The organism is Dietzia natronolimnaea (assembly GCF_002289575.1).
In the GTDB taxonomy this organism is placed as follows: domain Bacteria; phylum Actinomycetota; class Actinomycetes; order Mycobacteriales; family Mycobacteriaceae; genus Dietzia; species Dietzia natronolimnaea_A.
The window spans coordinates 80,286-102,276 of record NZ_NTGA01000004.1; the positions used below are offsets into that span (position 1 = coordinate 80,286).

Consider the following 21,991-nt stretch of genomic DNA (forward strand, 5'->3'; position numbering starts at 1 on the left):
ACCGGAACTTCGGTCCGGGTGAACGGGAACGGGCCCCCGCGCACCTGCGCGGAGGCCCGTCACTCGGGACGTGTGGTCAGCTCTTGGCGGCGGCGTAGCGCTCCGCGACGTCCGCCCAGTTCACGACGTTCCACCAGGCCTTGACGTAATCCGGCTTGACGTTCTTGTACTGGAGGTAGAAGGCGTGCTCCCACATGTCCAGCATGAGCAGCGGGGTCATGTTGATCGAGATGTTGCCCTGCTGGTCGGTCAGCTGCTGGATGATCAGGCGCTGGCCGATGTGATCCCATCCCAGGACCGCCCAGCCGGAACCCTGCAGGGTGGTGGCGGCGGCGTTGAAGTGGGCCTGGAACTTGTCGAAGGACCCGAACTCGGCGTCGATCGCGGAGGCCAGCTCGCCCTCGGGCTTGTCGCCACCGTCGGGCGACATGTTCTGCCAGAACACCGAGTGGTTGGTGTGGCCACCGAGGTGGAAGGCGAGGTTCTTGCTGAGCAGCGGGGCCTTGGTGGAGATGGTGCCGTCCTCGCGCGCCGCGGCCAACTGCTCGAGCGCGTCGTTGGCGCCCTTGACATAGGTGGCGTGGTGCTTGGAGTGGTGCAGCTCCATGATCTCGGCGGAGATGTGCGGCTCCAGCGCGCCGTAGTCGTAGGCGAGGTCGGGAAGAACGTACTCGGCCATAGTGGTGAGTCCTCTCAGTTGGGTGACGGGCCGCGCGTGGGTCCGGCCCATGGCGCCCGTCACGACGTCCGGTTCCCACCATAGTGATCGCGCACCGGTGGTGTCGTCCACCGGCGGAGGAGCCGGGCGATCCATCGCCCCACCTGCCATGATCAAGGGCGTGGATCATTCTGATTCGACCTCTGTCCGCGTCATCACGGTCTCCGCGGTGGTGGTGACCCGTCCGGACGGGGCGGTGGTGACCGTGCGCAAGAAGGGCACGGACCGTTTCATGCTCCCCGGGGGCAAGTGGGAACCGGGCGAGGCCCCGCTGGACTGCGCGGTCCGCGAGCTCGGAGAGGAACTGGGCGTGTCTCTCGCCCCGGAACGGCTGACCCCGCTCGGACGCTTCGACACCGCGACGGCGAACGAGCCCGGGTTCCGACTGGTCTCCGAAGTGTTCGCCGCGGAGACCGACGTGCGTGTGGAGCCCCGGGCGGAGATCGCCGAGGCGCGCTGGTTGACGACCACCGAGCTGCGGGCCCTGGCGGAGCTGCCGGAGGACGAGTGTGCGCCGTGGGCCCCGCTCCTGGTCAGGGTGGTCCGCGAGGGATCGTGGTGGCGGAGGTACCGCGGGTCAGAGTGCGACGATCGCGACGAGTGCGAGGAGCAGTAGGGCGGCGGTCACCACGGTGACGGCGATGTTCCGGTGGCTGACGTGATCACTGCATCCTGACCCTTCGAAGGGCTGAGACGAGCCACGGTCCAGGATGTCGCGCAGTTGCTGTGCGGCGGGCTTTGAAGCGGTCACGTCGAGCTCCCCACTGGTCGATCTGCCGCCCACCCTAGCGCGATCTATGGTGTTCGTCACATCACGTCCGGATCACGTCGCTCTCCCGGGGTTACCCTGGCTTCATGGGATGGCTACAGGACGCGATACGACACTCGACGATGCGGACCGCGACCGAGGTGATCGACGCGGACTCGGCACTGCCGGGCAGGCCCGACCCGGTTGCGGTGGCGCCGACCAACATCGTCACCGGCAACCCGATGGTGCCCCCGTTCCCCGAGGGGCACGAGTCGATCGTGCTGGGGATGGGGTGCTTCTGGGGGGCGGAGAAGATCCTCTGGCAGCTCGAGGGGGTGTGGACCACGGCCGTAGGGTACGCGGGCGGATGGACCCCCAATCCCACTTACGAGGAGACCTGCACGGGCGCGACGGGTCACACCGAGGCCGTTCTCGTGGTGTTCGATCCCGAGGTGCTGCCCGTCGAACGACTGCTCGCCACGTTCTTCGAGTGGCACGACCCCACCCAGGGTATGAGGCAGGGCAACGACAGGGGAACCCAGTACCGGTCCGCCGTGTTCGCGACCACGACCGCTCAGCTGGAGACGGCCCGTCGGTTGGGGGCCGAGTACCAGAAGGAACTCGACGCGGCGGGCTACGGCCCTCTGACCACCGAATTCGGGTTGCTCGCTGAGGTCCGGTCCGGCGAGTTCGCCTACGCCGAGGACTACCACCAGCAGTATCTGGTCAAGAACCCCGGTGGATATGACTGCCACGTGCGCAGCGGGGTGGCCTGCCCGATCTGAGGCCACCGGGGCTCAGGGGCACGCGGAAGGGGACATGCGAAAGGGCCCCGCCCGGGAGTGATCCCGGGCGGGGCCCTTCACATCGATGCGGCGTCAGATCGCTCTGACGTCAGCTCACATCGGGGTGATGTTCTCCGCCTGCAGGCCCTTGGCGCCCTGCGCGACGTCGAAGGAGACCTGCTGGTTCTCCTCGAGCGAGCGGTAGCCCGAGCCGTTGATGGCGGAGAAGTGCGCGAAGACGTCGGCGGAGCCGTCGTCGGGGGCGATGAAGCCGAAGCCCTTGTCGGCGTTGAACCACTTCACGGTGCCGGTAGCCATAATGGCGTCCTTTCGAGAGTCGATACCCCGCTTGTCGGGGTACCAGATGATGCAGCAGAGAGCGTGCTGTGTGTTTCCCTGCGGTGCCGCATCGTTCTCTCGCAAGAACGGTGGATCTACAGAAATACAACGTACGTTTTCAACTACTGCGCAGAACCCTACAGCCTGAGAGGCGGTCCGTCACCCCCGCGGGGTGTCCGGCAGGTGAATTCGCCGTTCCACCTCGATTCCTGCCCTCCCGGGCGACCCCCCGGGGGGACCACACTGGGCGGGTGTACTCCGATCTGACGAGTGAGCTCGACTCCATCCTGGGCGATCTCGCCCCCGGCCGCGCGGCGAGGGCGCGGGACGTGGAGTCGGTGGCGCCGACCCACCGCGAGGGCGCCCGGAACCTCGTCGACTACGCGAGCCTGCGCCGACACGACCTCCGGGATCTGCAGGACCGTCTGCTCGACGTCGGCGTCTCCCCTCTGGTCGGATGCGAGGACGACGTGGAGGCCGCTCTGCGCGCCGCGCGGGCCGCGTTGGCCGCGCTCGGGGGGCAGGACCCGACGCGTTTCGCGGACCGTCGGACCACGGCCGAGGCCCGCGCCGCCGGGGACGCGGCGCTGGCGACCCATGCGGAGGCCCTGTTGGGTGCGCCGCGCCCCGGGAGGTCGGGTCGGGTGATGGTGACGTTGCCCTCGTCGGCCGCCGACGATCCCGGACTCGTCCTGGGCCTGGCCGAACGGGGCATGGGGCTGGCCCGGATCAACTGCGCCCACGACGACCCGGCGCGGTGGGAGGCGATGATCGCCGGGGTCCGCGCCGCGGAGCGCGCCGTGGGCAGGAGGATCCCGATCTCCATGGACCTGGCCGGTCCGAAGCTGCGGACCGGGCCGGTGGCCCTGGGTGCTCCGGTGGGCAGGGCTCGGGTCACCCGGGAACCGGGAGGTGGGGTGGTCGAGCCCGCGCGACTGTGGTTCACCCGCGACGGTATCGATCCGGCCGGGGCGCCGACGCCGCCCCCGACCCGCGGCCGCCCCCCGCTGTGCGTCCGCGTGGACCCACGGTGGCTCGCGGCCCGGACGCCCGGGGACGTGATCGAGGTCCCCGATGCACGGCGGCTCCGCCGACGCTTCACCGTGGTCTCCGTGGATGCCGCTGGAGTCCTCGCGGAGGGTGATCGCAACGCGTGGGTGCGGGACGGCACGCTGATCGACTGCGACTTCGAGCGCACCAGGGTCCGTGGCATCCCCGCAGTGCCCCAGCGGATTCGCGTTCACTCCGGGGACCGCATCCTGCTCACCGTGGACATGGAACCGGTGGATCCACCGCGGTCCGGCGCGGAGATCCGACTGGGATGTGCACTGCCGGCGGTCGTGGAGGCGCTGACGGTGGGTGACCGCGTCCTGTTCGACGACGGGGTGATCTCCGCGGAGGTCATCGAGACCGCCACACCGGGTGCGACGGACGCCCCCTGGGTCAGGTTGGAGGTGGTGCGCTGTCGGGAGGGCGGCCGCTGGTTGGGGTCGGAGAAGGGGATCAACGTCCCGGGCCTGGAGGTGGACACCCCCGCGCTCACCGAGGAGGACCGTCGGAGTCTGGGTTTCGCGTCCCGTCACGCCGACCTCGTGGCGGTGTCGTTCGTGCGGACCAGAGGGGACGTCGCGGACGCGGTAGAGGCCCTGGCGGCCGCGGTCTCGGAGTCGGGGCGGGAGGTGGGACTTCTCCTCAAGATCGAGACCCGGCAGGCGTACCGGTCGCTACCGGACCTGCTGCTGGAGGCGATGCGTCACGACCGGATCGGGGTGATGATCGCGCGCGGTGACCTCGCCGTCGAGATGGGTTTCGAGTCGCTCTCCGAGGTGCCGCGCAACATCACGCTGATGTGCCAGGCGGCCCGTGTCCCGGTCGTCCTGGCGACGCAGGTTCTGGAGTCACTCGCGAAGACCGGCATCCCCTCGCGCGCGGAGATCTCCGACGCCGGGTCCGCGCAGAGGTCCGAGTGCGTGATGCTCAACAAGGGGCCCTATGTGGCCGAGGCGATCGAGACCCTCGACGCGATCCACTCCCGGATGGGCCGGATCCAGCGGAAGGCGCTACCTCTGATGCGCCACGTCGACAGCTGGGGCTGACCGCCGCCACCGCTACGGCCCCGCCACAGCTCCGCCCCGGCGGTGTCACCGCGAGCCGCGCGGGCTGTGCCAGCATGGTCGCCATGACCTCACCGCGGCGGACCGGCCAGTGGCGATGGGTCGCGCACCCGCCGTGGCGCCCGCCCGTGCCGGGGACGAGGCCACCGGAGCCCCGGCACCGTTCCGGGCCGGCGTGGGGGGATCGGACGCCCACCTACCCGGCCACCCCGAGGTGGGGCCTGCCACTGGTCGCGATCCCGCGTCGGCTCGAGTCCCCCCGACCCGCGGCGCGCCCACGGATCGCCGCGGCCGCCCCCGGGGTCGTCGGAGTGGCCATGGCGTGGTTCGCCGCGACCGCGGTGGTCCACGCACTCCGATACGCGGTGCTGGCCTGGTACTCCGAGCGCCTCACCCCGTGGTGGGTGGAGGCCACGACGACCGCGGTCGTGTGGGTGGCGGGCGTGGTGGCCGTCGTCGTCGGGGTGGCGGCGGCCGTCGCGGCGACCGCGTGGCTCGTCGACACCCGTCGCCGGGTGTTCTCACCCGCCCCGGACCCGCGGAGACGGGCGGGTCTGTGGGTGGGGTGCCTGGTCCCCGTCGTCAACTGGTTCCGGATTCCGGTGTACCTGGCCGAACTCCGGATGGCCTCCCGCCGCGCTCCCACCCGGTCCGGGCTCGTCCGCTGGTGGGTGGCCGTTGCCGTGAACGGGCTGGCGGTCGCACTCGCGCTGTGGCGGGGCGCGGGAGAGGGCTCGCAGGCGGCGGCGGACACGGTGCTGCTCACCGCGCTCGCGGCGGCGGCCGCGGTGTGGGCCGCGAGGGAGACCCGAGCCGTCATGCGGAGTTTCGACGAGCCTCCCCCGCGGTTCACCCACCGGCTTCTCCCGCGGGGGATCGTGAACGCGTCCCCGGCTCGAGAGGAGTGAGACGTGACGGTCCCCGCGACCACACATCCGAGGTCCACGGTGTCCACCGGGAGCAGGGTCGTCGCCCACCGGGGGGCGTCGGCCGAGTATCCGGAACTCACGCTCATCGCCTATGAGAAGGCCCTCGAGCAGGGGGCGAAGGCGCTCGAGGTGGACGTGCGGCTCACCGCGGACGGAGTCCCCGTGCTCCTCCACGACCCACGGACCGCGCGCGTCGCGGACCGCGACCTCTGGGTCCACTCCACCACCCTCGACGAGTTGTCGACCCTCGACCTCGGCTCCTGGCATCCGGTGCACCGTAAGTCCGAGCCGCTTCTCACCCTGCGCAGTCTTCTGGTCATGGCCGAGGCGTACCCGCACGTGAAGCTCTTCCTGGAGACCAAGCACCCCGTGCCCACCGGTGGCCGGGTCGAGGTCGCGCTCCGGGATGAGCTGAGGTACTTCGGGCTGGATCGTCCCGCCTCGCACGCCGAGTCGCGGGCGCTCATGATGAGCTTCTCCGTGATGGCGGTACGGCGGTTCCGGCAGCTGGCCCCGCAGGTACCGACCGTGCAGCTGCGCGAGCGGGGCAACGTCCTCAAGTCGTGGCCGGCCGAGGGGTTCGGTGCCCAGTTGATGGGTCCGAGCATCGGGGCCCTCCGTGCGCGGCCGTGGTTGGTCGACTACTGGAGGTCGCGGGGGATGGGAACCTACTGCTGGACCGTCGACGACCCGGCCGACATGCTCCTGTGCCGCGACCTGGGGGTGGAGTGGGTGGCGACCAACGTCCCGTCACGGGCCAGGGCCGTGCTGGACGGTCCCGCCCGCAGTTCCTGACCCGCCAGACGAGCTGCGCTGACGCACCGTATCGTGGTGCCCGTGGGTAGACGTCAGCGCCATAATGAGCCCAAGTCCGGCGGCAACCGCCAGGCCAAGATCGCCGCTCGCGCGGCCGAGCGTGAAGAACTGAGCACACAGCCCAGGCCTTTCGCCGGGTTCGCGGGGGAGTGCGACATGGTCGCGATGCGCGAGTTCGTTCCGTCGGCGACCGCGCGGCTGACCACCAGCACCCAGAAACGCGACATCACCCTGGCGACCGTCCTGCCCGGCGCCATCGCCGGGCTGGTGCGTGACGACGAGCTGGGCGGCGAGGCCATGGTGGGTCTCCAGGTCCAGGTACACGGACCGGATCCGGCGGCCGACCTGGCGTATGCGGTGGACTGGGCCTCGCGCGCAGGGGGCGGGGAGACGCTGACCACCGCCCACACGGACGAGTCCACCCCGGCGTTGGAGGACGTCGTGGTCAAGGACGCGCCGCTGGAGATCGTGGTGCACGGAGATTTCTCGTGGTGGCTCGCCGAGGGAGCCCAGGTCCGTCCCGAGATCGCCCAGGCCATCAAGAACGCCGACGAGGTCATGATGCCCTCGGCCCGGGTCGCGGCGGACGGCATCGAGGCCGCCTGGTGGGTCGACGCGGGCGAGAAGGCCCACGTCCGGTGGGTGCGCCCGGAGGACGAGGACGCGCTGTTCGAGGCCCTCGCTCGTGTGCACTCCGCCGGTGGCCTCCACCTGGGGGAGGGGTCGCGGTTCGCGGGGTCCTTCCGCACCCACGGGGTGCTCGTGCCGGTGTTCGACCTGGACCCGGAGATGCACCACCAGGAGTGGGCGCCGGGGCTTCTCGAACTCGACGCGCGACTGGGTGAGGCACTGGCGAAGGACGGCCCGCTCAGCTCCGACGAGCGCGCCTCGCGGGACGGACTCCGGGCACGCCAGGTCACCCTGCGCTGACCGGGCGCGGGACCCCGACCCGGAGCGCAACCCCGACCCGGCACGGACCCCCGGCCGGGCCCGGGGGCCTCTAGTATCCCCTCGGGCGGCCAGTGGGTCGCCGGGCCGGACGTGTGGCGGAGGGGGTGTGGCCGGGTGGCCGACCAGCCGGGGCGGGACGACGACGACGCGGCGCCCTCCGAGGTGACCGTGCCGCCGTGGTTGCGGACCGGGCCTGTCCGCGACCAGTCCGACGTCGAGTCGGTCCTGGAACCGGCACCCGATTCGGTATCGGAGTCGTCGCCGAGGACGGGCGACGGGCGTGATGCCGCAGACCCGGCGCGGATCGACCCCGAAGGGAAGGGTCCCTCGCGGGAGGTCTCCCCCAACCGGATCAGACTGGGTGGGGAGGGGGGACCGGACGCGCCCGACGACGTCACCCGCGGGCGTCGTGCCCGGGACCTGACCTCGCTGCGCCTCGGTGCGGTGGGCCGGCCCGCGTCCGACGGGCCGGTGTCGGACCCGGCCGTATCCGATCGGCTCAAGTCCGCGTCTCCGGCCCGCGCCGGGCGCACGCGCCGAGTGGCGCTGTTCGCGGCAGCCGGGGTGGCCGTGCTGTCCGGGTCCGCCGTACTGGGGTTCGTCCTCACCCGCGGGATACTCTCCCCGGGAGAGGACCCGACCGCCTGCGCCCCGGTCTCCGACCCCGGGCACGTGGTGGGCTCCGGCCCCGGGTCCCTGGACACGCCGTTGGAGACGGTCCTGGCCTTCGACCACGCGTACTACGCCGAGCGCTCGGCCGAGAAGGCGTTCGAGGCGGTCTCGCCATCGAGCCGGATGACCCTCGACCAGCTGCGCGCCGACGGGGTGGATCGGGTGCCCGAGGGCACCACTCACTGCGTGGACGCCCGGGAGTTGTCGCCCACGCTCCTCGAGGTGACGCTCACCGAGTCCCCGCCCGATTCCGAGCCGGTGGTGATGCGACAACGGGTACGGCTGGCGGAGAACCCCGACGGGACCTGGGGGATCGTCTCGATCACACCCGCCGGATGACGGACCCGCGCCTGATCGAGCGACCCGGGCCGCCGGCTCAGGGGCCGGGGTCGAGATACTCCTGGGGCGGGGTACGACCCGAGGCGACCGCGTCGAAGAACCCCGTGGTGCTCGGGCCCCACACGAGATACGACCCCACGGAACCGGAGTCCATGCCGTCGTAGGGGGCGGTCACGGTGAGGGGATCACCCCTGAGCTTCCACATCACCCAGGCGAGGTTCCAGATGTGGTCCCCGGAGTCCACGGTCACGGCCTCCGAGGCGGAGTCGATGAGTGACACCGCGGTGAACGGGTTGAGCAGGTTCCCCGGGGACATGGTCTCGCTCATCAGCGCGCCGAGGAACTGCCGCTGGTTTCGGACCCGCTGGAGGTCCTGTTCCGCGAACCCGTAGCGGGTGCGGACGAAGCCCAGGGCCTGAGGCCCCGCGAGGGTCTGACACCCGGCGGCCAGATCGAGTCCGGCGAGCGGGTCGTTGATCGGCTCCTCGATGCAGATGTCCACGCCCCCGACGGCGTCGACGATCCCGGCGAAACCGCCGAACCCGATCTCCGCGTAGTGGTCGATGCGCATACCGGTCTGTTCCTCGAGCGTTCGGGTGAGCAGCGCCGGGCCGCCGAAGGTGTAGGCGGCGTTGAGCTTGTTCTGACCGTAGTCCGGGATGTCGACCAGGAGGTCGCGCGGGAGCGAGATGAGCATGGTCCGTCCGCCGTCCCGCGGGGTGTAGACCAGCATCATGGTGTCGGTGCGCTTGCCGCCGGCATCGGATTCCGACCCGGTGGACAGTTGGGCCTGTTGCTCCGGGGTGAGCCCTTCGCGCGAATCCGTCCCGACCAGCAGGGTGATGCTGCCCGGGGTGTTGCCGCCCCGCCCGGGGTAGTCGGGCAGTGCGTCGATCCGCTGCAGTTTCGAGTCCGCCCACAGGACGCTCACCACGCCGAGTGTCAGGACCAGGACGAGCGCCAGGCCCAGGATCCGGACGGGGCCGAGCCGCCGTCTTCCTGGCGCCCGGCGAGGCCGGCGTTCACCCGCCGGCCCGTATGCGCCCCGCGGGGGCCGTCGGGTGGAGCGGGCGCCGCGGGGGTCGACCGGCTGCCGGCGGGGGTCACGCGCCCCCGATCCGGGCCGGGCCGCACGCGGGTCGCGGTTCGGGTCGCGACGGGGATCGCCGCCCGCGCCCTCCCGGCCGGCGTACCTCGCCCGCTCCTCCCTGGGGAGGGGCTCGGGCGTCTGGCGCGGTTGGTAGCCGCCCGGGGCGGCGCTCCGATCTCGGCCGGGGTCGGCCGAACGTCGCGGCTGGCGACCGGCCGCACGACGCGGGTCCCGACCCGACTCGCGACCGGGCTCACGGCGTGGCTCCCGACCGGTCTCACGGCGCGGTTCCCGGCCGGTCTCACGGCGCGGTTCCCGGCCGGGCTCACGGCGCGGCGCGGACCCGCGTGGCGCACCGGGGTCGGCGTATCCGCGGCGCTCGCGCGCGCGTCGCCGGAGCTCGGCGGCCTCCTCGGGGGTGAGGTGCCGGCGCCTGGAGTCGTCGGTCATGGGATCGGACTCTACTTGGCCACCGGCCCGGTCGGCGTCGCGCACCGCGCCGCCGGTCAGGGCGGTGGGGTCGCAGGAGCGGACGAGAGAAACTGTGGGGCGGGTCGTCAGAGCCAGGCGACGTGCGGGGCGAGCACCGCGTAGCCCACGAACGCGACCACGTCCAGGAGGGTGTGCGCCAGGATGAGCGGCCACAGCCGCCGGGTGCGCATCCACCACAGGGCGAACACGATCCCCATCGCAAGGTTGCCCAGCCCCCCGCCGAAGCCCTGATAGAGGTGGTAGGACCCTCTCAACAGGGCGGTGCCCACGAGTGCGACGGCGGGCGGGATCCCGAGTTGGCGCAGGCGCACGAGCAGATAACCCACCACGAGGATCTCCTCGGCGGCGCCGTTGCCCGCGGCCGACAGGACCAGCACGATCGGGCGCCACCACGTCTCCGTGAGTCCGGAGCCCGCCACCTGCAGGTTGATCCCCGCCGCCACGGCACCCAGGTAGAACGCGAGCCCGGGGATGCCGATCACGGCGGCCAGGGCGATCCCCCACGCGATCTGGCGGCCGGCGCGGTCCCGGGCGAGTCCGACCGCCCGGGGGCCGAGCCCGGTGTGGGCGAGCAGGACCAGCGGCAGCACCGACCACGCCAGTAACCGCAGCACCGCGAGCAGTTGGTACGCCACATCGAGCCACGCGTGCGTGGAGCGCGAGGGGTTGAGGGTGGCGGTCTGTCCCGCCAGGGGTTCCGGGGCGAGCAGCGCCGACGCGAGATCGAGGACCGAGTACAGGCCGGCCAGGCCGAAGGTCACCAGGAGGACGACGACGAGTTCGACCACCAACAGCCGGCGGGTGCGGGGGTCGGTGACCGGGTCGAACCTCGAGACGTAGCGCCGGAACGCCTCCCGCGGCGAGACCGCCCGCCGCACGCGGCCCGCCGGGGGGACGCGGCCCTGCTCGTCGTTCACCCGGGGAACCGTATGTCGCCGACGATCCGGTCCATCCAGCGGGGGCCGGGGGTCGACTGCTGGGCGGTGGTCACGTACGCGACCCACCACCGCCGTCCCTCGGAACCGAACACGGCGGCGTAGACCAACCCCCCGGCGGTGGCGTCCTCGGGGTCGTGGGGCGCCAGGACGTACGAGACGGCGACCCCGGTGCCGGCCTCGTTGCGGACATCGGTGACGCGCAGTTCGTCGCGGGTCCCCGAGATCCCCATCAGGTAGAGCTGGATGGTCTCTGCCAGCGCGGTGGCGGCACCCTGGTCGTCGACGATCGCGGCCGCCGCGATACCGGGCTCGAGCACACCCGCGATGATCCGGGTGTCGAGCGCGTTCCCGGAGCCCACCGGGACCATCTGCACGGAGCCGATCTCCGGCCGGCCGACGATCTGCCACCCGATCGGGACGGCGATGTCGAGACCGGACTCCTCATCCAGGTGGTGGGCGCCGTGCAGCGTGGAGTCCCGGGGCAGCACCGAGGCGGGATCAGTCGCGACCGCCGCGATGAGAAGGGCGACCAGCATCGCCAGTGCCACGTGGATCGTGCGCGGGCCACGCTTCTCCTCCGGCGTGAGGTGAGAGGCGTCGGGGGCATCGGGGGAATCGTCCGGGGCGGAAGCCAGATCGGATGCGGGGGAGTCGTCGGAACCCATCGTCAGGAGAGACTAGCAACGCGGCGGTGTAGACCTGTGGTCATGACGGTCTCACTCGAACTGCTCAGCCGCGGCCCCTCCCGTCCCGATCTCCTGGAGGACCTCGTGGTGACCGCGTCGGGGCTCGCGGGGGCACTGTCCCGGTGGTCGGTCGCGAACCCGGTCGAGGTGCCGGGGGATCCGGACCTCGGACTGCCCGACCTCGACGCGGTCGCCGCGGTGCTGGCGGCCGACACGGCAGCGGTGATCGAGATCGCGCCTGGTCTGCGTGGGCGGGGGCCCGCCGCCGACCGGTTGGTCGATCTGCTCGCGCTGGCCGCCCATTCCGGCGTCGGATTCGGCTCGGGTCTGATCCCGCGGTGCACGGATGCCGGTGAGGTGTGGGCCCTGCTCGCGGGCGCGGTCGCGGCGATGACGGGGGGAGACGTCCGGGCCGCACTCGCCTCCCCCGACCCGGCTGCTCTCGTCGGCCTGCCGCGGGCCGCGCGGGAGGCGGTCCGGGACGTCGTGACGTGCGCCGTGGTGCCCGAGGGGTCCGTGGACGAGGTGTCTGCAGACCTCGCGTCGGCTCGGCGGACCTGACGCTGGCTAGTCTTGTCGTCGTGGTCACCGTCGCCTACCTGGGCCCGCCCGGAACCTTCACCGATGCCGCCCTGCACCGCCTGCGCGCGGACGCGCACACCTCGGCGCTGCTCGCCGGCGCCGAAGCCGTTCCGGCCGGCACGCCGGACGAGGCGCTGGCCATGGTGCGGGACGGTGCGGCCGACTACGCGTGCGTGCCGTTCGAGAACTCTGTCGACGGCACCGTCAACCCCACCGGTGACGCGCTCGCCGCGGGGCGGCGGTTGCAGATCTTCGCCGAGACGGAGCTCGACGTGGCGTTCTCCATCCTCGTCCGGCCCGGCACGGCCGCCGAGGACGTCCGGGTCCTGCGGACCCACCCGATCGCCGCAGCGCAGGTACGCCGCTGGGTCGGCGTGAATCTGCCGCGGGCCCACATCGAGACCACCTCGTCCACCGCCGCCGGTGCCGAGCAGGTGGCGGCGGGAGACGCCGACGCCACCGCCGCGCCCGCCCGCGCCGGCGAGATCAACGGACTCGTCCCACTCGCGGAGAAGGTGGCCGACGTGGGCGGGGCCCGCACCCGGTTCGTCCTGGTGGGCCGGCCCGCCCCACCGCTCGGGCGCACGGGACACGATCGGACCTGTGTGATCTTCGGACTGCCGCACGAGCCCAACGCGCTCGTCCAGGCCTTGACGGAGCTGTCGATCCGCGACATCGACCTCACCCGGATCGGCTCGCGACCCACCCGCGTCGAGCGGTTCACCTACCTCTTCCACGTGGACCTCGTCGGGCACATCGACGATCCCGTGGTGGCCGAGGCGCTGGCGGCACTGCACCACCGGACCGCCGACCTGCGCTTCCTCGGATCGTGGCCCGTGGCGGACGGGGTCGGGGCCGGTGCCGCGCCCCCGGACCGATCCGAGGCGATCGACTGGATCGAGGGTCTCCGGCGCGGGGTCGACGAGCCAGGGGTCGGCGGACGAGCCGTTCATCGGCAGGAGGGCCTCGAGCCGTGAGCGCGCGACTGCACCTGGTCCGGCACGGTCAGACCCCGTCGAACGTCGCCGGCGCCCTGGACACCGCGCTGCCCGGCGCTCCCCTCACCGACCTCGGGCGGGACCAGGCACGGACGGTCGGGGCGGAGCTCGCCGCGTCGGACATCGCACCGAGTGTGATCCTCAGCTCCGAGGCGGCGCGTGCCCGCGAGACCGCCGGGCTGATCGCCGACGCGACGGGGCTGCGCACGCAGGCCGTGCCGGGTATGTACGAGGTCCAGGCCGGGCGGTTCGAGATGCGGACCGGGAACGAGGCACTGCTGGCGTACAACCGACTCGTGCGCGACTGGCTGGAGGACGGCGTGCTCACCTCGAGCCTGCCGGGGGGCGAGAGCGCGTTGGCCGTGCAGGAGCGCGCGATGCCGGTGGTGTCCGAGCTGCGGGAGAGTCACCTGGACAACGGGACCGATGTGGTCCTGGTGGTCCACGGCACCCTCATGCGGATGATCGCGGTGTTCGCCGGCGCCGTCCCCTCGCAGTGGGCGTTGGTCAACAGGATCCCCAATTGCGGGGTCATCGAGTTGGCGCCGGACGGCGGCGGGTGGTCCTGCGAGCGGTGGGGCGACCACCTCGGTCGCCCGCCGTTCTGACGGACGCGCGGGCGACGGGTGATCCCGCGGGGGAACCCGGTCAGCCCCAGCCCAGGGCGTGGAGCGTGTGCTCTTCGATCCCGAAGTGGTGGGCGATCTCGTGGATGACCGTCACCGCCACCTCGTGGACCAACTGCTCCTCGGTGGAGCAGAACTCGCACAGTGCGCCCCGGTAGATCGTGATGGTGTCGGGGAGGAAGCCCGAGTAGGTGGTGTCGCGCTCGGTCAGCGCGACCCCCTCGTACAGACCCAGGAGGCCGGGCTCGTCCGGATGGCGGTCGGCGACGAGCACCACCACGTTGTCCATCGCGGAGAACAGCGCGTCCGGCACGGAGTCCAGGGCGTCGTCGACGAGAGCCTCGAAGCGGGACTCGGTCACGTCGATGCTCACGGCGTGCCCCCGGGGATCGGGACGGTCACGGTCCCCGGATCGGCGTCCGTCGGCGTCCCCGGGGTCCCCTGGCCGACGCCGGGCGGCGGGACCTCGGTGGTGGTGGGGGGCGCCGGGGTGGAGCCGTCGATCAGGACGCCCTGCCGAGCAGACCCCCGCAGCACCGCGAACGGCCCGGGATCGGCGGCGCGCATCAGGCCGCAGTTGACGGTGCGGCTCCCCGTGGCCCACGAGATCTGTGAGATCGGGTTGACCAGCGTGGAGATGAGGGTGGTCTGGCGCAGGGCCTCCCCGTCGCCCAGGTATGCGGCCCCGGCCGCGAGGCAGGCGTCCGCGGTGAGCTCGGACTGCACCCTCGGCTCGGGCGGGTTCGGGTCCTCCGGGAAGAGGCCCGAGACGTCGACATCGGAGACCACCTCGATGGAGTGGTCCTCCGAACACGGCACCGGCGCACCGGGCAGGCCGTCGTCGGTGAATCCGAGGCAGGTTCCCGGGTCCCACCGCCGGTGCTGGTCCGCCTCCGCGAACACCCCTGTCGAGGTGGTCGAGCGGCCGTCGAGTTCGGCTGCGGCGACCCCGCATAACACCGAGTGGTCACCCTTGTCCCACCCCTCCTCGGACGGGGGCACGACCAACCCGGTGAACCGGCCCGCCGGGTCGACCTCCCGGCCCCCCGCGTAGCGGGTGATCATCGGCAGACACCGATCGCTGCCGATCGGGGCCAGCCTCGTGTTGTCCGGAAGCGGCGTGTTCTCACCGAACCCGGGTACCCCGGAGAGGTCGATGCGACCGGCGACCTCGAAGCGGTGGGGCTCCTCGCAGTCGACGGTGGTGAACGCCGTGACGCGCTCGGCGGCGTCGACCTGCCAGGTCAGGCACGTTCCCGGGGCCGCGTCGGCGTAGGCGGGCCCGGACAGCGTCCTCGGGTCGACCTGCGGGACGATCGCCGCGATCCGCTCCGCCGCCGCGGAGTTGGGATCTCCCATCGCCGAGGCCATGAGGCCACCGGTGATCGCCCCACCGGCCAGGATCGCGACGAGTGAGGCCATGACCGCGCCCCGGGTCCGGAGCAGTGGCCGGCCCGGGTGTGGTGATCGCGAGGAAGTGATCATCGCATCCATGATGCCGCAACTTCGCCGCCCCGATAGGATTCAGGGCATGAGCGGACAGAACCGAGACGCGGCCGGCGGGCCGGACAGCGGAACCCGCGCGCCGCGCGAAGGGGTCGACCCCGAGGTCCTCGAGTTCGCGCAGATGCTCTTCCAGCTCGCCCGCGACGGCGAGACCGAACGGTTGGCCGCCTACGTCGACGCGGGGGTGAGCCCGGACCTCACGAACGAACGCGGTGACGCGCTGCTCATGCTGGCCGCCTACAACGGGCACCCCGACACCGTCCGGGCCCTGCTCGCCCGCGGTGCGGATGTCGACCGCGCGAACGACCGGGGTCAGACCCCGCTCGCGGGCGCGGTGTTCAAGGGGTACGGCGAGGTGGTCCGCGTGTTGTTCGAGGGCGGGGCGGATCCCCACGGCGGCACCCCCACGGCGGTCGACACGGCCCGGATGTTCGAGAAGGACGCCTTCCTCGAGCTCTTCGGCGTCTGACCCGAGCCGTCGGCGCCGCCCCGAGGCCGGCCCGCGCGGGGTCGGGACAGCCGATCCGGGTGGGGGGACCGGGCCGCTAGGCTGGTCGCCGTGATCGATCTTAAGCTCCTCCGCGAGAACCCCGACCTCGTCCGCGATTCCCAGCGCACCCGCGGCGAGGACCCCGCGCTGGTCGACCGTCTCCTGGCGGCCGACGAGGCCCGGCGGTCGTCGATCTCCGCCGCGGACGGGGCGCGTGCGGAGCAGAAGGCGCACGGGAAGAAGGTCGGGCAGGCCTCTCCGGAGGACCGCCCGGCCCTGCTGGAGGCTGCGGGAGCGCTCAAGCAGGCGGTCAAGGACGCCGAGGAGGCGGAGAGGTCCGCCGCGGCCGAGGTCGACCGGATCCAGCGGATGCTCTCCAACGTCGTGGAGGAGGGCACGCCCGCCGGCGGTGAGGACGACTTCGTGGAGATCGAGCGGATCGGTGAGATCCCCGCCTTTGACTTCGAGCCCAAGGACCACCTCGAGCTCGGCGAGAGCCTCGGGTTGCTGGACATGGAACGCGGCGCCAAGGTCTCCGGTGCGCGCTTCTACTTCCTCACCGGCTACGGCGCCCTCCTGCAGTTGGGCATGCTGCAGCTGGCGGCGCAGAAGGCCACCGCCAACGGCTTCACGCTGATGATCCCGCCGGTCCTGGTGCGCCCGGAGATCATGCAGGGGACCGGGTTCCTCGGTGCCCACGCCGACGAGATCTACCGGCTCGAGGCCGACGACCTCTACCTGGTGGGCACCTCCGAGGTCGCGCTCGCCGGCTACCACCAGGGCGAGATCCTGGACCTGGCGGACGGGCCCAAGCGCTACGTGGGCTGGTCCTCCTGCTTCCGGCGCGAGGCCGGCAGTCACGGCAAGGACACCCGCGGCATCATCCGCGTGCACCAGTTCGACAAGGTCGAGATGTTCTCCTGGTGCACGCCGGAGGAGGCGCACGAGGAGCACCTGCGGTTGCTGGCGTTCGAGAAGGAGATGCTGCAGGCCATGGGTCTGCCGTTCCGGGTGATCGACATCGCCGGCGGGGACCTGGGGTCGTCGGCCGCCCGGAAATACGACTGTGAGGCGTGGGTCCCGACCCAGGGTGCCTACCGGGAGCTTACCTCCACGTCCAACTGCACGACTTTCCAGGCCCGCCGACTGGGAGTGCGCTACCGGGACGGCAGCGGCAAGCCGCAGACGGCGGCCACCCTCAACGGCACGCTGGCCACCACGCGGTGGCTCGTGGCGATCCTCGAGAACCACCAGCAGGCGGACGGCTCCGTCGTCGTGCCCGAGGCGCTGCGTCCGTTCGTCGGCAAGGACGTGCTCGAACCCCGGTAGCCGTGGTGGCGGGGCGTCGGCCCCGCCGCCGGTGAGGGTCAGGGGCGGAAGAGCATCATGACGCCGCTCGCGCTGGCGCAGGTCCGACCGTCGGTGTCGAGGACCTTGGCCTGCACGACGCACGTGGATCGACCCACGTGTTCGACCTCGGCGTGGATCGTCGCCGGGGTCTTCTCCAGCCGGAGCGCCCGGATGTACCGGACGGTCAGGTCGAGCGTGCTGTAGCCCACGCCCTCGTCGACGACCGTCGCCGTGGCGTACCCGAGGGCGGAGTCGACCCACCCCGAGACGATCCCGCCGTGCACCGTCCCCCCGTTGTTCAGGGCCCACTCCCCGGGGGTCGCGGTCAGGGTGACCACCCGTTCGGCGACCGACGAGAGCGCGAGACCGAGAGTGTGCGAGCCGGGGGAGAGGTGGTGCTCCCCGTCGACGATCCTCTGCAGGACCTCCAGGCCCGCATGGGGGCTGCGGTCGGAGGCGCCGGGCAGCGGCGGCCAGGAGTAGTGGCGACTGTGCGCCGCCGTGTCGATCTCGTCGAAGGGCGCGTCGAAGGCCTCGTCGTCATCCACGGCGTCGAACCTACCGGCAGGCGATCACGCCGTTCGGGACGGGCCGCTACGCTGGGGCCCGTGGAGCTGCTCTATACGGGGATCATCGGGTTCGCCCGGGCACTGTTCAAGGTCCAGGGACTAAACATCACCATGCGCGGCGAGCGCAACTTCCCCGAGGTCGGCGGGGCCGTGGTGGTGATGAACCACACCGGGTACCTCGACTTCGTCTACGGCGGCATCCCGGCGCGCGTGCACAAGCGGTTCATCCGCTACATGGCCAAGGTCGAGGTGTTCGACCACAAGGTGTCCGGGCCGATCATGCGGGAGCTCAAGCACATCCCGGTGGACCGCACCGCCGGTAAGGCGTCGTTCGACGAGGCGGTGGACCGGCTCAAGGCCGGTGAGCTGGTGGGAGTGTTCCCCGAGGCCACCATCAGCCGCAGCTTCGAGGTCAAGGGCTTCAAGTCGGGTGCGGTGCGGATGGCGCTCGCCGCCGACGTGCCGATCATCACGGTGACCCTGTGGGGTTCGCAGCGGGTGTGGACCAAGGGCCTGCCCAAGAAGCTGGTGCGTCCGAAGGTGCCGATCATGATGGAGGTCGGCGAGCCGATGCCGGCCTACGAGCCGGTGGAGGAGTGCACCGAGGAGCTGCGCTCGCGGATACAGGCCACCCTCGAGCGGCTGCAGGATGAGTACGCGCGGCGTTACGGCCCGTACCCGGCCGGTGCGAACTGGGTCCCGGCCCGCCTCGGTGGTTCGGCCCCGACCCTGGAGGAGGCCACCGCCCTCGACGAGGCCGAGCACGCCGAGCGGATGCGCCGGCGGGCGGAGAAGATCGTGGATCCGGCCGCTGACGAATCCGACGCCCCGGAGGGTCCGGCGGGCCCGGACGCTCCGTGACCCGGACCAGACCCCTGCTCGTCGCCACCGACGTCGACGGGACCCTGCTCGGGACCGATGAGCTCATCCCGGAGGCCAACCGGGCGGTCGTGGCGGACCTCGTCGCGGACGGCGCGACGTTCGTGCTGGCGACCGGGCGCCCCCCGAGGTGGCTGGACCAGGTCGTGGACCAGTTGCCCGTGGCGCCGCTCGCGGTCTGTGCGAACGGCGCGGTGATCATGGACACCGACTCCGGCGAGTTCCTGGCCACCCGGCTGCTCGAACCGGACGTTCTCGCCGCGATCGACGAGGTACTGCGCCGGAGGCTCCCGCACAGCGGTATCGCGGCCGAACGGCTGGGCACCGACGCGGCGGACGCCGACTTCGTTGCCAGCCCGGACTACGAACACGCCTGGATCCACCCCGCACACCTGCAGGTGGGGCACACAGAGGTGCTCTCCGAACCCGTTCTGAAACTGTTGGCCCGGGTTCCGGGCATGCCCAGCGCCGACATGCTGGCCGCGCTCCGGGGTGAGGTCGACCATCTGGCCGACGTCACCTACTCCACGACCGACGGATTGATCGAGTTCGCGGCCCGCGGGGTGACCAAGGCCAGCGGTCTGAGCCAGATCGCGGCCACCACCGCGGCGTCGACAGCGGCGTCGTCCGCGGTCCCGGTGACGGTCGCCTTCGGCGACATGCCGAACGACCTGGAGATGCTGCGGTGGGCGGACCACGGGGTGGCGATGGGGAACGCGATCCCGTCGGTGCACGCCGCCGCCGACGAGATCACCCTGACCAACGACGAGGCGGGGTTGGCGCACGTGCTGCGCCGCTGGTGGGTTTAGGCGGAGAAGGCTGCACGGACCGGTCCCCACCACTTCCCCGGTGTGCCCGCCGCCCGTCAACGCCGGGCGGCGGGCACACCTGGTGGGACCCGGTCCGTGAGTCGTGCCGGCCGACGCCTCGGCGTCGGCCGGAGATCAGGGGTTGGGCTCGACCGTGAGCTCCTCGGTGGACGGGTCGAAGACCAGCGTGCCGCCCTCGAATCGCTGCGCGATGGTGCCGTCCTCGCGGTCGGACTCGCTCGAGACCGGCAGGCCCAGCGGTCCGCGCTCGAAGCCCTGGGAGGCCCAGGCGTCGCCGATCACGCCCCACACCGGATGGGTACCGGTCTCGGGGGACGAGTAGAGCGCCCCGTTCTCGTGCTTCACCAGCGAGACGTTGCCGAACCGCTGGACACCGGACAGGACCTTGCCGAGCGGGCCGGAGAACTGCGAGGCGAGCCTGGCGAAGTCGCCGCCGAGGAGATCTCCGACGGAGCCGAGGTCGCCGCCGACGGCGTTCTGCACCGAGCCGGCGTCGAACGGGATGTCGGCCAGGGTCTTGCCGCCGGTGAGGAGGCGGGTCAGCTCGGCGGCGTCCAGGCGACCGCCGGACAGCACGGTCCGGAGCGCGGAGGTGACCGCGTCCTGGACACTGCCCTGCGTGAGTCCGGGGATCGTCGTGCCGCCGGTGCCCGGTCGGGGGGTGGTGCCCGGGTTGGTGACCGGGGGAGTGGGGTTGGTGGGCGCGGGCGTTCCGCCGCCGCTCTGGGCATAGGCGGCCGCGATGTCGCGGATCTGGCCCATCTTGGCGTAGCCGGCGTTGCCGGGACACGAGGTGTTGCCGACGTCGCGGTGGGCGAAGATGTTGGGCAGCCGGACCGCGGCACCCGCCGGGTACCTGGTGTACGAGGTGCCCTCGGAGTAGTGGGTGTCGGAGCCCTTGGGGTTGACCCCGGCGACCGACAGGCGCCAGCCGATGATCTCGCCCATCTTGCGCACGGTGGCGTCGGGCGGGACCACGGTGGAGTAGTCGCCCATCATCGAGATGCCCCAGGTGTTGCCGTTGAAGCCGCCGGCATGAGCGCCCTGGACGTTGCGGTTGAGCCCGCCATGGCGGCCCTCGAATGCCTGCCCGTACTTGTCGACCAGGACGTTGTATCCGACGTCGCACCAACCGAGGTTGCGCGCGTGATAGGTGTAGATGCCCCGCACCACTCCGGCCGAGCCCTCGCGGGTGTAGTTGTTGCTGCCGGCGGTGTGATGGACCACGGCGGCGGCGAGGCTGTTGTCGTAGGTGGCGTTGCGGCACCGGATGGACTCGTCGGCGCCCCAGCCGGCGCGGCTGATGATCGCCGGCTGCCTGGCCGCGATGTCCCCGCTCGCGCCGGTTCCACCCTGGGCGGCGATGTCCCCGTAGGAATCGGGTTCGGGGGTCGGTGTGTCGTCGGGCGAGATCAGCACCGCGGTGACCGAGTCGGCCGTCAGGTCGCTGGACTCCGCGACGGGCTTGATGTCCGCGTAGCGTGTCGGGACCGGGGGGGAGGTGTCGGTGGCGGGCCGCGCCGGGGCCGGTTCGGCCGACCGGGTTGCCGCGATGTCGTCCTGGGCCCGGACCTCCTCGATCTCTGAGCTCCGGGTCTCTGAGCTCTGGGTCTCGGCGTCCTCGGTTCCGGTGGCGTCCGACTCGGCGCTCTCCGGCGCGTCGGCCAGCGAGGTGTCCGCTATGTCGACTCCGGAGACCTTGATCTGGACCGTGGTGGTGTCCACCCCGAGGAAGACCGGTTCGGTGCCTCCGCTGCCGGTGGCGCTCTCACCCTCGTCGTCGACGGATTCGGCCTCGTACCAGGGGCCCCACGACCCGTCCGGGTTCTTGGCGCGCAGGGCCGCGACGGCCTCCGGGTTGTAGCCCTTCCACGTGACGCCGACCATCGAGAACGGGGTCTCGGAGGTGACCTCCTTGACCGGGGCCGAACCCACCGCGATGTCGGTGTCCACGCCTGCCGCGGCGGGCGCGTCGGACAGAGCGACCTCGGCGGTCCCGGTCGGGACGGCCGAACCGGCGGTGGTGGCGATGTCGTCTCCGGACTCGGCCAGGTGGTCCGCGCCGTAGACGGCGAGGGGCGTGACGACGGACGCCGCGACCGCCACCGCGAGGGCGAGGGTCCTGCGTCGACCGCTGACGTACAGGGGGCGGCGTCGTGTGCTCAAGGGCTTCTCCAGATCAGGTCTGTGTCCCGCGGATCCCGCTGCGGAACACTTCTCCCCGGTGGCCGCAACACGAGCGACCACTGGGACGAATGTGACGAACGTGGTCAATGGTAGCTAAGAAACGCGTGAAACCAAGTGGTAAGAATGTGAATTCTGGGGTCACATTCGTGTAGTTTCGAACCGATGTACGACTGCGTGGCCGCCCGGTGTGGGGACTGAGCAGGGGCACCGCTAACGGGCGATGCACTCGTCGTCGTCGGCTGGTGTGGCACCGGTCCCCTCGTCCCGTCCGCCCGATACCCTTGTGCCCGGACCCGCGCCGACCGGCGCGTGGACAAGCGGGGACAAGCGGGGACCCGGGCACACCGTGCCCGCACC

At 71.7% G+C, this 21,991-nt stretch carries 24 protein-coding genes; 14 read left to right on the forward strand and 10 right to left on the reverse strand.

Annotated elements, in window-relative coordinates:
• Positions 1–76: 76 nt before the first annotated feature.
• Positions 77–679, reverse strand: coding sequence for a superoxide dismutase (locus CEY15_RS01935; protein WP_031265000.1), 603 nt, complete (start codon positions 677–679; stop codon positions 77–79).
• A gap of 148 nt (positions 680–827) precedes the next feature.
• Here CEY15_RS01935 and CEY15_RS01940 point away from each other — a divergent pair, with 148 nt between their 5' ends.
• Positions 828–1,334, forward strand: coding sequence for an NUDIX hydrolase (locus CEY15_RS01940; protein WP_095717054.1), 507 nt, complete (start codon positions 828–830; stop codon positions 1,332–1,334).
• On the opposite strand, the gene CEY15_RS18375 is transcribed toward CEY15_RS01940, so the two are convergent.
• Positions 1,296–1,469: a hypothetical protein gene (locus CEY15_RS18375; protein ID WP_176474987.1), complete on the reverse strand. Its 174-nt coding sequence runs from the start codon at positions 1,467–1,469 to the stop codon at positions 1,296–1,298. The genes CEY15_RS01940 and CEY15_RS18375 overlap by 39 nt on opposite strands.
• A gap of 104 nt (positions 1,470–1,573) precedes the next feature.
• Here CEY15_RS18375 and msrA point away from each other — a divergent pair, with 104 nt between their 5' ends.
• A complete protein-coding gene (gene msrA, locus CEY15_RS01945; protein WP_428844177.1) occupies positions 1,574–2,251 on the forward strand; it encodes a peptide-methionine (S)-S-oxide reductase MsrA in 678 nt (225 codons plus the stop codon).
• A gap of 114 nt (positions 2,252–2,365) precedes the next feature.
• Here msrA and CEY15_RS01950 read toward each other — a convergent pair whose 3' ends face one another.
• On the reverse strand, positions 2,366–2,569 hold the full coding sequence (locus tag CEY15_RS01950; protein WP_017837502.1) for a cold-shock protein: 204 nt from the start codon (positions 2,567–2,569) through the stop codon (positions 2,366–2,368).
• A gap of 272 nt (positions 2,570–2,841) precedes the next feature.
• Between CEY15_RS01950 and CEY15_RS01955 the strand changes: the two genes are divergently transcribed.
• The 5 genes from CEY15_RS01955 (at position 2,842) to CEY15_RS01975 (ending at position 8,411) form a co-directional block, all read left to right on the forward strand.
• Entirely contained in the window at positions 2,842–4,686 is a 1,845-nt protein-coding gene (locus CEY15_RS01955; protein ID WP_095717056.1) for a pyruvate kinase, read from the forward strand.
• Positions 4,687–4,769: 83 nt separating this feature from the next.
• Positions 4,770–5,612, forward strand: coding sequence for a DUF4328 domain-containing protein (locus CEY15_RS01960; RefSeq protein ID WP_245847120.1), 843 nt, complete (start codon positions 4,770–4,772; stop codon positions 5,610–5,612).
• Between the two features lie 3 nt (positions 5,613–5,615).
• Positions 5,616–6,428, forward strand: a complete 813-nt coding sequence (locus CEY15_RS01965; protein WP_017837499.1) for a glycerophosphodiester phosphodiesterase — start codon at positions 5,616–5,618, stop codon at positions 6,426–6,428.
• A gap of 42 nt (positions 6,429–6,470) precedes the next feature.
• Positions 6,471–7,379 (forward strand): DUF5926 family protein, encoded by a 909-nt coding sequence (locus CEY15_RS01970; RefSeq protein WP_095717182.1) that lies wholly within the window; start codon positions 6,471–6,473, stop codon positions 7,377–7,379.
• A gap of 135 nt (positions 7,380–7,514) precedes the next feature.
• Positions 7,515–8,411 carry a hypothetical protein gene (locus CEY15_RS01975; RefSeq protein WP_095717058.1) on the forward strand — a complete coding sequence of 299 codons (897 nt, stop codon included), beginning with the start codon at positions 7,515–7,517 and terminating at the stop codon, positions 8,409–8,411.
• Positions 8,412–8,448: 37 nt separating this feature from the next.
• Here CEY15_RS01975 and CEY15_RS18665 read toward each other — a convergent pair whose 3' ends face one another.
• From CEY15_RS18665 to CEY15_RS01990, 3 genes are all read right to left on the reverse strand, one after another.
• Positions 8,449–9,951: an LCP family protein gene (locus tag CEY15_RS18665; protein ID WP_245847123.1), complete on the reverse strand. Its 1,503-nt coding sequence runs from the start codon at positions 9,949–9,951 to the stop codon at positions 8,449–8,451.
• Between the two features lie 107 nt (positions 9,952–10,058).
• A complete protein-coding gene (locus tag CEY15_RS01985) occupies positions 10,059–10,871 on the reverse strand; it encodes a CPBP family intramembrane glutamic endopeptidase (protein WP_095717184.1) in 813 nt (270 codons plus the stop codon).
• Positions 10,872–10,906: 35 nt separating this feature from the next.
• A complete protein-coding gene (locus CEY15_RS01990) occupies positions 10,907–11,596 on the reverse strand; it encodes a hypothetical protein (protein WP_095717059.1) in 690 nt (229 codons plus the stop codon).
• Positions 11,597–11,638: 42 nt separating this feature from the next.
• Here CEY15_RS01990 and CEY15_RS01995 point away from each other — a divergent pair, with 42 nt between their 5' ends.
• The 3 genes from CEY15_RS01995 to CEY15_RS02005 are packed head-to-tail and all read left to right on the forward strand — an operon-like array spanning position 11,639 to position 13,805.
• Positions 11,639–12,178, forward strand: a complete 540-nt coding sequence (locus tag CEY15_RS01995; RefSeq protein WP_095717185.1) for a hypothetical protein — start codon at positions 11,639–11,641, stop codon at positions 12,176–12,178.
• 20 nt (positions 12,179–12,198) lie between these two features.
• Positions 12,199–13,176, forward strand: coding sequence for a prephenate dehydratase (pheA, locus tag CEY15_RS02000; protein WP_095717060.1), 978 nt, complete (start codon positions 12,199–12,201; stop codon positions 13,174–13,176).
• Positions 13,173–13,805: a histidine phosphatase family protein gene (locus CEY15_RS02005; protein WP_095717061.1), complete on the forward strand. Its 633-nt coding sequence runs from the start codon at positions 13,173–13,175 to the stop codon at positions 13,803–13,805. The genes pheA and CEY15_RS02005 overlap by 4 nt, the downstream gene beginning before the upstream one ends.
• 40 nt (positions 13,806–13,845) lie before the next feature.
• Here CEY15_RS02005 and CEY15_RS02010 read toward each other — a convergent pair whose 3' ends face one another.
• Entirely contained in the window at positions 13,846–14,196 is a 351-nt protein-coding gene (locus tag CEY15_RS02010) for a metallopeptidase family protein (RefSeq protein ID WP_017837490.1), read from the reverse strand.
• Positions 14,193–15,308: a septum formation family protein gene (locus tag CEY15_RS02015; RefSeq protein WP_245847125.1), complete on the reverse strand. Its 1,116-nt coding sequence runs from the start codon at positions 15,306–15,308 to the stop codon at positions 14,193–14,195. Before CEY15_RS02015 ends, CEY15_RS02010 begins: the two co-directional genes overlap by 4 nt.
• 142 nt (positions 15,309–15,450) lie before the next feature.
• On the opposite strand from CEY15_RS02015, the gene CEY15_RS02020 reads away from it, so the two are divergent.
• Both CEY15_RS02020 and serS read left to right on the forward strand, forming a co-directional pair.
• Positions 15,451–15,798, forward strand: coding sequence for an ankyrin repeat domain-containing protein (locus CEY15_RS02020; RefSeq protein WP_202959120.1), 348 nt, complete (start codon positions 15,451–15,453; stop codon positions 15,796–15,798).
• Between the two features lie 90 nt (positions 15,799–15,888).
• A complete protein-coding gene (gene serS / locus CEY15_RS02025) occupies positions 15,889–17,148 on the forward strand; it encodes a serine--tRNA ligase (protein WP_017837487.1) in 1,260 nt (419 codons plus the stop codon).
• A gap of 38 nt (positions 17,149–17,186) precedes the next feature.
• Here the strand turns inward: serS and CEY15_RS02030 are convergent, their stop codons facing one another.
• The gene (locus tag CEY15_RS02030; protein WP_095717063.1) at positions 17,187–17,717 is read right to left on the reverse strand and encodes a PaaI family thioesterase; all 531 of its coding nucleotides are present in this window, start codon (positions 17,715–17,717) and stop codon (positions 17,187–17,189) included.
• A 60-nt stretch (positions 17,718–17,777) separates the two neighbouring features.
• Between CEY15_RS02030 and CEY15_RS02035 the strand changes: the two genes are divergently transcribed.
• Positions 17,778–18,599, forward strand: coding sequence for a lysophospholipid acyltransferase family protein (locus CEY15_RS02035; protein ID WP_095717064.1), 822 nt, complete (start codon positions 17,778–17,780; stop codon positions 18,597–18,599).
• The gene (locus tag CEY15_RS02040) at positions 18,596–19,426 is read left to right on the forward strand and encodes an HAD family hydrolase (protein WP_095717065.1); all 831 of its coding nucleotides are present in this window, start codon (positions 18,596–18,598) and stop codon (positions 19,424–19,426) included. Before CEY15_RS02035 ends, CEY15_RS02040 begins: the two co-directional genes overlap by 4 nt.
• Before the next feature lie 135 nt (positions 19,427–19,561).
• Here CEY15_RS02040 and CEY15_RS02045 read toward each other — a convergent pair whose 3' ends face one another.
• Positions 19,562–21,613 carry an N-acetylmuramoyl-L-alanine amidase gene (locus CEY15_RS02045; RefSeq protein WP_245847127.1) on the reverse strand — a complete coding sequence of 684 codons (2,052 nt, stop codon included), beginning with the start codon at positions 21,611–21,613 and terminating at the stop codon, positions 19,562–19,564.
• Positions 21,614–21,991: the final 378 nt, after the last annotated feature.